The organism is Nonomuraea sp. NPDC052116 (genome assembly GCF_040680035.1).
Lineage (GTDB): Bacteria > Actinomycetota > Actinomycetes > Streptosporangiales > Streptosporangiaceae > Nonomuraea > Nonomuraea angiospora_A.
The window spans coordinates 440,899-453,272 of sequence record NZ_JBFAWA010000004.1 but is presented as its reverse complement, the minus strand read 5'-3'; the positions used below and the strand labels follow the sequence as shown (position 1 = coordinate 453,272).

Below are 12,374 nucleotides of genomic sequence, written 5' to 3'. Positions count from 1 at the left end.
GACTGGACAGCGCACGATCCACCTGCGCTTACCCTCGGCTGTCTCGTCGCTGCTCGAGACGCATGGCCCTGCGCCGCTCGAGCTCCCGGCGGAGCGTGTCAATCTTGGCGAGGCCGCCAGGCGTTGGGACGAGCCAGAAGTCCCACCCGTTTCGCCACTGCCTCTTACCTTTTCCCTTCTCCTCGTCATCCGAATGGCTCTCGATCAGCGCCTTGGCGGCGCCGGACAGCGTTTCGCAGCGGCGTCCTGCATGGTCTTCGAGCCAGCCGTCGTCGGCAATGGTGACGAAGCCGGGATACATGCGCGAAGGACTGACGAGTTTGGTGCCCGAGGCGACGAGCCCCTCTTCGAGCAGGTCGTACACACATATGTCGCTGCGGGAGCGAGCGCCGACGCGAGAGCGAGGCTTGGTGCGGGCCCGGTTGGATGCTTCGGTGGGCACTTGTGCCTCAGCGCGAGAGGACGCTTGACGGGCGCGAATACGCCAGCGGACCGTGCGCTGTTCCTGCGCGGTAGCGGAAGGCGGAGCGGGGATGAGGCGGTGCCCGAGCAGGTGCAGTGTGTGAAGGATGGGAGGGACGTACTCGCTCAGGCTGATCTGATCCTCCAGCGAGATGGTGTCGTCCTGAGGCCGGTTGCGATTATGCAGGTAGACCTGATCGGAGGCGAGCAGGTGGTTGTAGAGCTCTCCTTCCAGCCAGCCGGCCTGCCCGGAGTGCAACTTGTCGTCGTTTCGGCGAACGAGCAGGGCCCGGTACCAGGCATTGTCACGGGTGCTGGCGTGGTTGAGTACTCGAGTGCGCAACCCCCCAGGGGAGGCTTTACCGACATAGGCTGCCCAGCGTCCGGTTGGGTCTGGGCGGTCCAGCAGGAGATAGATACCCGGAACGTTCCAGTGCGCCGTGAGCCGATGGACGGCACTGCGGTCGACGATCGCCATGCCGATCACGCGATGTCCGATGGAGATCTGCAGGGGGTCGTTGAGGTCATTCGGGATCATGACGTGGAGCGGCTTGGGGCGGGAGGTTTCCATTCCGGGTCTCCTTCGAGCATGAGGCGAGTCGAAATGTGCCCGGAGAGTACCGAAAATATGACTGTCCGTGACAGTCGCTTTGGGAAAGCAGCCACAGGTTCGCGTGCGCCGGAACGCGTGGGGTTCATCGGGAGGCGGGGCGCGTGAATCCGATGAGGTCGGCCCGCCGGTAGCTGGCGATCTTGACGGTCTCGTGGCGGTTGGGGGCGTGGATCATCTGGCCGTTGCCGATGACGATGCCGACGTGTCCGGGGCCATCAGGTTGCATGTGGAAGAACGCCAGGTCGCCGGGCTGTTCATGGCCGGGCGGGATGGGCTGGCCATGTCTCCATTGGTCGGCCGCGACGCGAGGGATAGTGATGCCTGCCGCCTGGTAGGCGCGCATGGTGAGGCCGGAGCAGTCGAAGGCGAATGGGCCTTCGGCACCCCAAAGGTAGGGCTTGCCGAGTTGGGCGTGGGCATAGGCGAGAACGGCTGCTACTTTCTCGCCCGCGATGGGCAGCACGCAGGCACCAGAGACGGCGTCGACGGCCTGCTGGGCGAGCGGTTCCCAGCGGGCGTACGCATCGGGGTAGGCCGAGCGTTGGACGGCTTGTGCCGCCCTGGTCAGTGGCAGCTGCTCCCAGCGGGGGACCTTGACCAGGCGATCGTAGAACTGGCGAGCCGCATGTGACGGGTCGAGGATCTGCTCGCGAGTTCCCCAGCCCTGTGAGGGGCGTTGCTGGAACAGGCCCAGGCTGTCGAGGTGGCCGTGGGGAAGATTGCGGAGCTCGGACTCCTGCAAGGCGGCCGCCACCGCGATCACGGCGGCGCGCGCGGGCAAGCCGAGCTGCTGGGCTGTGCTGACGATGAGCAGGGCATTTACGCGTTGCTCATCATCGAGGGTCGTGATCTGGCGGGTGGGTTGGTTGGCGGGTGCCGCGACCGGGGCGACCTCTCCAGTGGTGCGTGCCATCGTCGCCACGCAGGCCGAGCCGCTCGGTCCAGCAGAGTCCAGGAGACTGGCCACCGCTGCGATGATGGCGGCTACGAGGAGTAGGAGAAGAGCGGCGCCGGCCGCGGCGTACTTCATCTCGTCCCAGCTCCGTTCCTTGTCGCGGGAACGGTTGGGAGGTCACGCATCCGCGTGCTTCTGAGGCCGGCCGGGGAGAGTCCAGGCATCGGCGAGTTCGGCAAGCCGCAGACGGGGCTCATCGGATCCGGCGGGGATCCAGATGGCTCCTGCCGGGCCATCATCGGAGTGGACCGCCGTGGCAACCGGGACCTCGGCTGTAGCCATGAGCTTGCGCAGGTTGTTCTCTCGGGTGCGGTTGGGCAGCCAGAACAGGACAGGTGTGGTGATCCCGGTGGCGTCGGTGAGGTTGGCGTAGGCATGGAGCTTGGCGGTGACCTTGGCGAGGGTTTCGGTGCCGGTGTCGTGTTCGAGGAAGAAGTCGAAGTCGCGGCCGTCTTCGATCCAGCGGCCATAGGCATCGGGGCGGGCAATGTCGCCCCAGACCTGGGCGCAGCGCCGTTCGGACCACCATGTCCTGACCTCGGCCTGCGCGTCGGGTTGCCGGGCGCGATGGTGCAGGTGTGAGAAGAACTCGTTGACGCCGACCTGGTGGGTCAGTCGCGAGGAGACTGCAATCGGGTGGTCGGGGTCGTAGCCGAGCTCTTTTACGGTGATGCCTTCTCTTATGGCCAGGGCGGCGGCTCCGGCTCGGCCGAGGAGCCAGTGCACGGGTTGTGAGCCTGCGCCGTACGGGGCCCAGGGGCGGAAGCGGGTGACGGCGTTGAGCGCGTAGAGGGTGGCCAGGCGTTTGCGGGCCGATTGCGGGATGCCGAAGAAGATGCGCTGGAGCTGGTGGGTGGTAAGCACGCGGTGGCGGTGAAGGTAGGCGAGGATCTCGTAGTCGCGCGGAGTCAGGCGGGCGGCCAGCGCGGTCAGGGTGACGCGGTCGAGGCGGGGCTGTCCGGTCGGGACGGGCTGTGCGGTCATGCGGATCTCCCTCTTGGCGAGCTGGCTGGCTCGGTCGGATCGGGTGCTGGGTGAGTCAGTGGTTGTGGGCACGCGGGTCGTGTTCGGACCTGCCATGGGCTGGTCGCTTCTGCCGTATCGGGCGTTGGGCATCGGACGGGGGCGAGCTGGTGAAGCGGTCCCGTGATGCCTCGCGGATGGCCTGCTCGCGACCGGGGATGAGAGACGGCAGAGGGCGGGTGCGCAGCGTGAAGGCGGCGGCTTGCTGGCCGTCGACGATGAGACGTGTGGCGGCCTGATAGGCGCCGAGGTGAGTGAGGTCGTGCGGAGTGATGAGCGGCGCGGTGTGGTGCTTGAGCTCGGCCGCGTCTTTGGGGGAGGCGTTGAAGTAGATCTTGTTGCGGGCGTCGGCGGAGAGAGCCTCGCGCAGGTCGGCGGGGAGCTGGTCGAGGTGCTGGTGGGCGAGGATGAGGGAGAGGCGGTAGCCGCGTGCTTCGGCCAGGACATCGTTGATGTGGCCGGGCAGGTTCAGGAAGTTGTGGCACTCGTCCAGGTAGATCGCGGCGTCCGATCGGTCGGCCTCGTTGCGGGTGGCTCGGCGGGTGGCGGCTTGCCAGGTATGGGCAAGCAGGATCGATCCGAACAGCCGGGCCGCGTCGTCGCCGAGGATGCCTTTGGGGAGGCGGGCCAAGATCAGCCCTCCGTCGTTGAGGAGCTGGCCGACGGGGACGGTGGTCGCGGGGCTGGCGAGCGCTTGGCGGATGAACGGACGGAGGAGGACGGCGCGCAGCTTGTTCATGACCGGGCCGATGACGGTGGCTTGTCCGGCAGGCGTGAGGGCCTGGTAGGAGTCCCAGAACCCGGTCAGGAGCTCATCGTTGAGCCGGGCGGTGATGCGGGCGCGGAAAGCGGAGTCTGTGAGCAACCGAGGAACTTCAGCCAGCGTGGCCTGCTGGCCCAGCACCTTCGTGAGGGTGAGGCAGGCAGAGCGCAGCAGGTCGTCCACTCGCGGTCCCCAGGCCGACCGGAAGCAGCGGTGAAAGATGGTGACAACGGAGTCGACGGCGAAGGCGGGGTCGGGCCCGGCGAGCACGTTGATTGCCGGCGGCCTGCTCGGGTCTTGCGGGTCGAAGACGACGGTCTTGCCGAGGGCGCGGTCGGGGAGGCGGGTGAGGACGTCGGTGATGAGGTCGCCTTTGGGATCGATGACGAGGGCGCCTCGGCCTGCGTGAGCGTCGGTGAGGATCATGTTGGCGAGCAGGGTGGATTTGCCGACGCCCGTGCCGCCGAGGATGTGGGTGTGGTGGCGGCCATCGGCTACAGGTTGGGCTATGGGGCGGCGTGGGCCGCTGTCGCTGTCGCCCAACACCCGGACCGGCCCGGCCGCCGCGTCGCGCGGTACGGCCGGTGACGGGGCTATGGGGCGGGCTCCGGCACGGGTGATGCCAGGGGCGTCGGCATCCCAGGGCAGATGCGCCAACGCTGCGAGCTCGCTGATCGACAGCAGGAATCCCGAGTGCAAGAGCCGTGACCGGATGATCGCGTGGGGGCGGTAGAGACGGGCGCGGCGAAGGTGCTGGTGGCCGGAGGTGAACAAGGCGAAGACGCCGGCCAGGGCGTGGGCTTGGCCTCGTAGCCAGCCGGGTGTTGAGTCGTCGTCTCGTGTGGAGGCGACGGCGTAGCGGATCGCGACTTGATAGCGCGGCTGGCCAGCCTTGGCGAGGATGGCACGTACCTGCTCGGCGCGTTCGGGAAACATGCGAGCGAGCTCGCCGGGGTGGCTGTGGCCGGACATGGGCGCAAGTTCGTCGAAGGCCTGGCCTAGCAGGCTGCTGGTGCGGGCGCCACGGAGCGCGGCTGCGGCTCGATAAGCGCGGCGCAGGCGGCGTCCGGTGGTGGGCCGGGCGAGGATCTGGACGGCGGCGTGTTCGCCGTCGCGCAGGCCGCCCATCGCGCTGAGCAGGGAGCGTATGGGGTCGTTCGGGTGTTCTGACTTGAGAGGGAAGTGCTCGGCCCGGCCGAGGATGAGCCGTCCGCCTGCCATATCAGTCGCGGGCGGGAGGGGGCTGGCAGCGGGCGCGGTGGTCGTGACGGCGCCAGGCCAGGCGGCCTGGATGGCCTTCTCGACGATGCCAGGTGGGATGGTGCCGGGTACCCACAGGCGTACGCGAACCCCGGAGGCGTCACCGTGGTACTCCCACACCAGGTGGGGTTGGCCACTCAGAAGGCGTTTCCATGCAGGGCGGAGCAGTCCGACGAGCTGGCTCCACAGCACCTGGGCGCCGTGCGGGTCGCTGTCGGGCGGGCAGGAAATCTCGATCAGGCGGGCACCGGGAAGCAGGGGCCGGTGGCGTAGCCGTCCGATGAGGCGCCGTACGAGCTCCAGCGATGACATCGCGCCTAGGACGATGGCGGCGACCTGCCAGCCGTAGCTCAGGGCGTAATCGGACAGGTGCGACGGCAGGTCCCTGAGAAAGCTCAGAACGGCTTGTACGTCCTGATCGTCAAGGTCGCACAGCAGGCAGGAACTTGTTGCTCTCATAGCGGGTCAGCCTCTCCGTCGAATTCGTTGTAGGCGGTGTTGGAGATCAGCGGGTCTGCGGCGGGTTCGGAGGTGTTCAGCTCGGCGAGTTCGGCTGGGTCTGTGGTGATCAGCTGCGCCTCGGTGGGGGAGGCGGTGACGTGGAAGGCGACGCGGCTTGCGGGGCCGGCGACCATGAGGGCTTCGCCGCGTTCGGCGGTGAGCAGGAATTGCCGCTCGCCCTCGGACAGGTCGAAGGCGTCGCCGACGGCGGAGATGGCTTGCGGGGATTGGCGGAGAAGGATCTGGCTGGCTGCGTTGGCGACGATGGCCTGGCCGAGGTTGGTGCCGAGCAGGTCGGCGGCGTCCTGCGTGATGACGGCGAGCCCGGCCCAGTGCTTGCGGGCGGCTTTGGCCATCCGGAACAGGAACCGGGCGCCCTCGGCTTCCTTCATCAGGAGCCAGGCTTCGTCCACCACGACGAGGCGTTTCTTGCGGTCGTGCGGGTTGGCTACGCGGCGCCAGATGGCATCGAGGGCGAGCAAGGTACCGACAGCTTTGAGCTCGTCGGGCAGGTCGCGGAGGGAGAAGACGATCAGGTGGCCGGTGGGTGTGGTGGTGGTCGGGCCGTCGAACAGTTCTCGGTAGGAGCCGGTGACGTACGGGGCGAGCTGGGCGGCCAGTTCCGCGCTCGTGGTCTTCAAGGCAGTGACGAGGTCGCCCAGTAGCGGGGCGGGTCTGTTCCAGGTGTCCGGGTCTCGGGTGATTCCGGCCTGCTGGTAGGTGGCGATGATCGCGGTGTCGAGTGAGGCTCGCTGCTGCGGGGTGAGCGGGGTGGCGAGCATGGTGGCGATGAGGGTCTGCAGGAAGAGCGCTCGCCGCGACAGGACGTCGTCGTGGGGGCCGTGGCTGGTAGGCAGGTCGAGCGGGTTCCAGCGGACTCCGGTGGCACCGAGGCGTAGGTGGGTGCCGCCAACGGCGCGGGCCAGGCGGGCGTATTCGTCCTCGGGGTCGACGACGGCGACTTCGACGCCCTGGTAGAGCAGGCGCAGGGCTTCGAGTTTGGTGAAGAAGCTCTTGCCGGCGCCGGATCGGGCCAGGGTGACGGAGTTATGGTTGTCCTGGGCGAAGCGGTCCCAGACGACGATGCCGGAGCTGGAGGCGCTGAGCCCGTACAGGATGGCGCTGTCGCTGGTGGGGGCGGCGAGGTCGGGCGAGGTGAACGGGAACGCGGCCGCCAGAGCGGTGGTGTCGAACGTACGGGTCAGCTGCACCGAGTCCACTCCGAGGGGCAGGCTGGTTGCCCAGCCCTGCAGGGCCCGGAAGGTGGTCGGCTGGGCATCCAGGAGGAGCGAGGCGGCCAGGGCGTGGACGCGTTCGAGCTCGGCGTTGAGTTCTTCTTCGCTGGAGGCGTGCACCGTGAGGTAGAGGCCGACCTTGAACAGTCGCCCGTGGCCTCGGGCGAGGCTGGCGGCCAACTCGGTGGCGTCGTCGGCGGCGGCTTCGACGGCGAAGTCCTGCAGGCGGCCGTGCTGGGCGTCGGCCCGGCTGGACGATTCCAGCCGGGCGAGCTGGCGGCGCAGCCGCATTGCGGCGACGGCCTGCGGGATCGGCTCGATGTGCAGCGACACGTCCAGGCGGCCGGGATAGGTGAGCAAGGGTTCCAGCCAGCCCGCACCGACCTCACGCGGGTAGCCGACCACAGCGAAGGACGCGGCGACTCCTTCAGGGAAAGCCAGAACGCGAGCGCCGACCTGCAGAGCGGCAGGCCTCAGCAGCGTGGCTGCTTCTGCCGTGCTGTCGTGCTGGCCGTGGTGTCGTCTCATCAGTCCTCCTGGCCAGTGGTGGTGATCACGTCGTCGGGGAGGGCCGCCGGCACGGGGTGCCAGCCGCCGGGGTCGAGGCATTCGGAGAGAACCCGATGTGCCGCTGGGGCGTTCAGGACGGTGGCGGAGATGCCGAGCGCGGCAAGGGTGCGGGCGCTCTCGTCGGCGCGGCGCAGCACGACGGCGGCCGCGGTGTCGCGCCTGGTGGCGCGGCGCCCGCGAGCCGGGCCCGAATCTCGCAGCACGATGAGCACCTGGCGGGCCAGCAGCTCGCGGGAGTCGTTGAGCTGCTGCAGGAACGCCGCATGCTCGGTCGCGCTACGAGCGAGCGCCAGGTGAGGCAGCCGATCGGCGCGTCGCAGGACTGTGCCGATCAGGGCATCGAGCTCGATCGGGCGGGCCCGTACCAGGATCTGCGCGGATGCTTCGAGCGAGTTGAGCCAGCGGCCGAACGCGCCCACCAAGCCCGCTTGCTCCGCGGTCGTGCGCAGATGGAAGGAGACGGTGGTGGTCTCCACGAGCACCGCCACCCCGCCGTCCATCAGCTCCAAAGCGCCATCCGTACGAATGGCGCGAACCGGCAGGCGAAGCGGCGCGGGCAGCTTGCCCCGCAACCGGCACCAGACGGGCGGCTCGACCACCTCGCCGGAGGCAGCGACCAGTCGCTTGGGAGCGCGGGCGAAGCGCAGGGCGGCCAGCGAGAAGCGATCGAGGCTGAGGCCCTCCCGGCGTCCGAGGGCGACCGCCAGGCCGACGGCGAGCAACGGCAGCACCAGCCCCGCGATGACCACCACGGGTAGCAGGTGATGGAACAGGTAGTAGATGGCGGCGGCAAGGGCTCCGGCGGTAGCGACGATGATGATCTGGCGGATGGTCAGCCCGTAAGCGATCTTGTCGGGCTGGGAGATGTCGGCGGGGATGTGGGCGATCAGCGGCTCGGGCTCGTTCACGGATCTCTCCTTCCGCGTGGCAGGCGGCGGGGTGGCGGATCGAGCCGCAGGTGTAGTTGTCGTTGGCGTCCGGGACGGGTGGGCATGCCGGGCAGCATGGGTTGCACCCACGGCGGGCGGGGGCGGATCCATGGCCCGCTAGGCACAGGTGGCGGTGCTGGTGCGGGTGGCCGTGGCACCCGGGTGACCGGGAATGGCAGCGCCAGCTGGCGACCGCGTGCCCGCGAGGCAGGGGCCGGTGCCGGCGCGGGCGGCAGGTTGAGCGGAAGCGCGAGCTGCTGCGGCCCGCGATTACCGCCCGCTGCGGTGGTGGAGCTCGACGGGGCCTGGGCAGATGCGTTCATCGGCTGGGGTCCTCTCATGCTTGGCGGCCCGCCCCTGGGTCGAGGCCCGCTCGGGCCTCGCCGTCCGGCCCGTCCTGGCCCGGACGGCGGTCGCGAGTGACGTGCGGCTCCGGCGCCTCTGGCGGCGGAACTGGCGGCCTTGCCCTTGCGCAGAGCGGCGCCAGCCAGGCCGAGGGTCTTGTAGACGATCAGGGACTTGATCAGGCGTTGGAGCAGCTGGGGCTGGGCGTGTTGCCAGACGGAGCGGGCGACCCAGCCGGGGATCTTGATCAGGATGAACAGCAGGCCGATCAGTACCAGCGTGTCGATGGCCCGCGTGACGACCGGTTTCACCACCGCCACGACCGGCTGATCGGGCGGGGTGGCGAACGCGTCGGTGGAGTCGGTGAAGTACACCTTGAACGCCAGGATGAGCACCAGCGCCTGCAGCACCTGCATGATCAGGACGCCGGTGAACGCTCGCCACCACAACCGGGCGATGTGCTCGGTTTGCGGCAGCGCGTGGCAGAGCAAGGCGAGTGGCGCCGCGATGATCAGGAACAGCAGCAGGGCGACCCGCAGGATCGCGATGAAGGCCAGGACGAGGCCCATCACGACGGCGAGTCCGATCATCCAGATCAGGAACATCTGCGGGCCTTGGAGCTGGCCGACCGGGTTGGCGAGCTTGTTGGCCAGCAGGTCGCCTGCCCGCTTCCCGTCGACACCGTCGCCGAGCAGCGCGGCGACCAGACCGTTGGCCAGCTCGATGGCGTACTGGCAGAGGGTGATCGAGGTGTTGAGCGCGACGACGGCGACCACCAGGCGCGGGATGATCTCCTGTGCGGTGGTGGAGGTCTGTACGCTGCCGTACGCCATCACGATCAGACCCGCGACCAGTACGAACAGCGCCAGCAGCGCGTTGGCCACCAGCCGCACGTGAGCCGACAGCTCCTGGACCCGCTCCAGCATCGAGGGTGGCGGCGAGGACAGCAGGAGAGTCCCGACCGCCTGGAAGGCCGGCTGGATCGCCTCGGTCACGATCAAGCCGAACCAGCCGTTCAGCGCCCGATTGATCTTGCAGCCGAAATCGAGCCAACCGCACTCGTCTGGAGCAGCCGTTTGATCTGGCGTCGAGGTGGAGGGCGGCGTGGTGGGATGCGGCTGGGGCGGCGGCGTGAGCATCGGACCAGTGAGTGAAGTCGGCGCTGGTGTGGAGGCCGGCCCAGGTGCGGGCGGGGTGGGCTGTGGATTCAAAGATGGCGAGGGCGTCGGCGGCGGAGACGCCCACGTTGGGGAGCTCATCGCGGCCAGCGTGGTGACGATGAGCGCGAGCAGTTGCGCTGTCGCGACCACCACGCGTCGTGGGCTCGCGGCGGGCAGAAGCGGCGACTGGCGGGGCACTGTCAGGCTCCTACGATGCCCTTGAGGATGCTGACCAGCAGTGGCGCCAGAACAGCGATGCCATAGCCCATAGCCGCGTAACGCAGGGTCTTCTTGGCCGCCTCCACCTCACCGGGATCGCCGCCGGCCAGGATGTAGCGGACCCCGCCCACGGTCAGGAAGAGGGTGGCCAGCGCGACCAGCAGGCCCACGATCACGTTGCGCAGGTTGTCTATCACCTGGTTGAGCGAGCTGGCCTCCTTTGCCAGAGCAGGCCCAACCCAGGCCGAAGCCCTGATGCCGGAGATGCGGGCGGCCTCGGCGAGGTGGGCGAGCGCCAGCTCGAGGAGCGTGCCGAGTGCGGTGCCCGCGACGATGACGACGCCGATGAGAAGGACCTTGCGAGGGGTGAAGCGGGAACGTGGTACCACTGCTACCTCCCGGTATGGCGTTGAGGATGCGTGCGATGGGTGGGACAGGCAGCGCGGAGGCCCGGTCCCGGCCAGGGCCGGGTGGGCATCCTCCTTCTGTGCGGGGCGGTTGGCGGGTCCGGTGGTGACAGGAACCGGGTGGCCTGGTGCGGCCTGGCCGGACCGGTGCCGTCCGCGCTGCCTTTCACCTGTTAAAAGACCGGGTTCAAGTGCCGAGATCGGACATCGAGGCCCGTGGAATTTGCCCGATCATGACCTTGAGCGGTGGCGCGTGGCGCTGGCCGTCATGCCGCCAAGCTCGGCGGTGCCGGATAGCTCGCCGCTGATCAGGGCCTGGCGGAGGCGTGCTTCGGCACGCTGCCGGCGTTTGAGCTCCGCGCAGTAGAGCAAGCCACGAGCTCGGCAATAGTCGGCCAGCGATGTGTTGTCCAGCCGGGTCATCCCGATCAGCTCCGCCGCCTCCGCCGTGATGATGCCGGCCTCGACCGCGCGGGCCAGCAGCAGATCGGCGTGACCGGACGGATAGCGCAACGCCAGCCGGTCATCGCTCATCTCGGGCTCGGAGAGCAGCTCGGGCTGATTGACGGCGTGGGCCCGCAGGACGCCGAACTGGGTCAGCCGCGACAGCCGCAGCAGCGGGTGGGACCAGGACAGCTCCACCCGATACAGCGCCTCCATGAAGCAGGCCAGCATCTCGGCCTCCAAGTCCTCATGCTCGGCGTTGACCATCTCGTTCAGGGTCTTGAGCAGGCGGCGCAGCATCGGCGCCGCCAGCGCGACGGCGGCGACCATCCAGGCGCCTCGGTGGGCACGGGCCTGCTCGATCAGGTGCCGCCAGACCCCGTCCCTTGTGGTCCGATCGCAGCTGGGGTGCAGCAGGATGGTTCGCAGCTCGTCCAAGGGGATGGGGCGAGCGGGTAGGGCGAGCCCGAGCGCGGCCCCGTCGACCGCCAGCGGCTGCGGTCCTTGCATGAGCAGCGTGAATGAATGCTCGGCCTGGTTCAGCGGACGCCTTCGGATCGAGGCGGTGGAAGAGGCGCCCGAGGAGGGAGCCTCGTCGCTGCTCGTGAGGGCGGCTGTGGTCTGGGATTGGACGTGGAACATGGCAGCTCCCGAAAGAGTGAGCGGGTTCGGATGCTGCTCATGGCGCCAGAGGCCGCGTACAGAAACGGGACGACTTCCGGGCGGACTTCGGCTCAGATAAAGATCACCCAAAGCTCGAATGTGCGTAGGAATTTTTACCTGACCTGCGCAAACGCCTCTCGGCGCATCGTTGAAGGAGCGGAGAGGGGCGAGGATCGGGCACCGTCCGCTCCGAGTCCGGAAACGCGCCCACCTGCGTAAACGGTGAGGACCAGGATCGGAGGCTTATAGATATGGCAAAGAGAGCCGGACGGTGGACCGGCCGCCGCTCTACTGCGAGGTTGCTGCCCCTTACGCACCTTGTCTAAAGGGCAATGGCGGCAGGGTGACCGATGAGACGATGGTGCGCTGGGAAGGCACCGGTCCATCTGGTTGTCTGCTGGCCCTCGGCGTCCTGCCGTTCGGCGTCTTACTTACGTTCGCGCTGAATCTCTTCTTCTCGGTGCCGTGGTTCCCGCACGGCCTGAACGCCCTCGGCTCGATGCTCGCTCTGGGCGTTGTGCCGTGGCCGGTGAACGAGCGGTACGAGGTTACGGTGGCGGAGTTCATACGGCACCAGATCCGTCTGGTCAGCAGGGCCGCCGTTCGTACGGTGGAGGCGGCGGACTCGATCGGGGCGATCGTGGCCCATTCGGCCTCCATCAATGAGGGCTACACGCGGACATCGCTGCAGGTGGCCTGGTACGGCGGGAAGGAGATCGCCGACGGTTTTCACGCTGCCACGCTCGCCCCATCGCTCAGGCGACTCCTCCCGCCAGGCGTCCGGCACGTGTGGGAGGAGCTGGAGTATCTGCTGTGAAGAACGCC

General features: G+C 68.4%; 10 protein-coding genes. 1 reads left to right on the top strand and 9 read right to left on the bottom strand.

Translation table 11 applies throughout. The features are described 5' to 3' along the window. Window positions 1–28 precede the first annotated feature (28 nt). The 9 genes from AB0L65_RS10205 to AB0L65_RS10165 all read right to left on the bottom strand — a co-directional run bounded on the left by AB0L65_RS10205 (window position 29) and on the right by AB0L65_RS10165 (window position 11,528). The gene (locus AB0L65_RS10205) at window positions 29–1,033 is read right to left on the bottom strand and encodes a hypothetical protein (protein WP_364242759.1); all 1,005 of its coding nucleotides are present in this window, start codon (window positions 1,031–1,033) and stop codon (window positions 29–31) included. 124 nt (window positions 1,034–1,157) lie between these two features. Further along, window positions 1,158–2,105 (bottom strand): C40 family peptidase, encoded by a 948-nt coding sequence (locus AB0L65_RS10200; RefSeq protein ID WP_364242756.1) that lies wholly within the window; start codon window positions 2,103–2,105, stop codon window positions 1,158–1,160. A 42-nt stretch (window positions 2,106–2,147) separates the two neighbouring features. Then, window positions 2,148–3,014 (bottom strand): replication-relaxation family protein, encoded by an 867-nt coding sequence (locus AB0L65_RS10195; protein WP_364242753.1) that lies wholly within the window; start codon window positions 3,012–3,014, stop codon window positions 2,148–2,150. A gap of 55 nt (window positions 3,015–3,069) precedes the next feature. Next, window positions 3,070–5,535 carry a type IV secretion system DNA-binding domain-containing protein gene (locus AB0L65_RS10190; protein ID WP_364242750.1) on the bottom strand — a complete coding sequence of 822 codons (2,466 nt, stop codon included), beginning with the start codon at window positions 5,533–5,535 and terminating at the stop codon, window positions 3,070–3,072. Next, window positions 5,532–7,340: an ATP-binding protein gene (locus AB0L65_RS10185; protein WP_364242747.1), complete on the bottom strand. Its 1,809-nt coding sequence runs from the start codon at window positions 7,338–7,340 to the stop codon at window positions 5,532–5,534. The genes AB0L65_RS10190 and AB0L65_RS10185 overlap by 4 nt, the downstream gene beginning before the upstream one ends. Then, complete coding sequence (locus AB0L65_RS10180) at window positions 7,340–8,290, bottom strand: PrgI family protein (RefSeq protein ID WP_364242744.1); 951 nt, start codon at window positions 8,288–8,290, stop codon at window positions 7,340–7,342. Before AB0L65_RS10180 ends, AB0L65_RS10185 begins: the two co-directional genes overlap by 1 nt. Beyond that, entirely contained in the window at window positions 8,287–9,651 is a 1,365-nt protein-coding gene (locus AB0L65_RS10175; protein ID WP_364242741.1) for a hypothetical protein, read from the bottom strand. Before AB0L65_RS10175 ends, AB0L65_RS10180 begins: the two co-directional genes overlap by 4 nt. A gap of 365 nt (window positions 9,652–10,016) precedes the next feature. Continuing rightward, window positions 10,017–10,424, bottom strand: a complete 408-nt coding sequence (locus AB0L65_RS10170; RefSeq protein ID WP_364242738.1) for a pilin — start codon at window positions 10,422–10,424, stop codon at window positions 10,017–10,019. Between the two features lie 249 nt (window positions 10,425–10,673). After that, window positions 10,674–11,528, bottom strand: a complete 855-nt coding sequence (locus AB0L65_RS10165; RefSeq protein WP_364242736.1) for a hypothetical protein — start codon at window positions 11,526–11,528, stop codon at window positions 10,674–10,676. Between the two features lie 364 nt (window positions 11,529–11,892). Here AB0L65_RS10165 and AB0L65_RS10160 point away from each other — a divergent pair, with 364 nt between their 5' ends. Further along, entirely contained in the window at window positions 11,893–12,366 is a 474-nt protein-coding gene (locus AB0L65_RS10160; protein ID WP_364242733.1) for a hypothetical protein, read from the top strand. The last annotated feature ends 8 nt before the right edge of the window (window positions 12,367–12,374 follow it).

Coding starts and splice junctions, on each gene's coding strand:
- AB0L65_RS10190 (WP_364242750.1), bottom strand. CDS start 5,535: ATGAGAGCAACAAGTTCCTGCCTGCTGTGCGACCTTGACGATCAGGAC.
- AB0L65_RS10195 (WP_364242753.1), bottom strand. CDS start 3,014: ATGACCGCACAGCCCGTCCCGACCGGACAGCCCCGCCTCGACCGCGTC.
- AB0L65_RS10205 (WP_364242759.1), bottom strand. CDS start 1,033: ATGGAAACCTCCCGCCCCAAGCCGCTCCACGTCATGATCCCGAATGAC.
- AB0L65_RS10200 (WP_364242756.1), bottom strand. CDS start 2,105: ATGAAGTACGCCGCGGCCGGCGCCGCTCTTCTCCTACTCCTCGTAGCC.
- AB0L65_RS10165 (WP_364242736.1), bottom strand. CDS start 11,528: ATGTTCCACGTCCAATCCCAGACCACAGCCGCCCTCACGAGCAGCGAC.
- AB0L65_RS10185 (WP_364242747.1), bottom strand. CDS start 7,340: ATGAGACGACACCACGGCCAGCACGACAGCACGGCAGAAGCAGCCACG.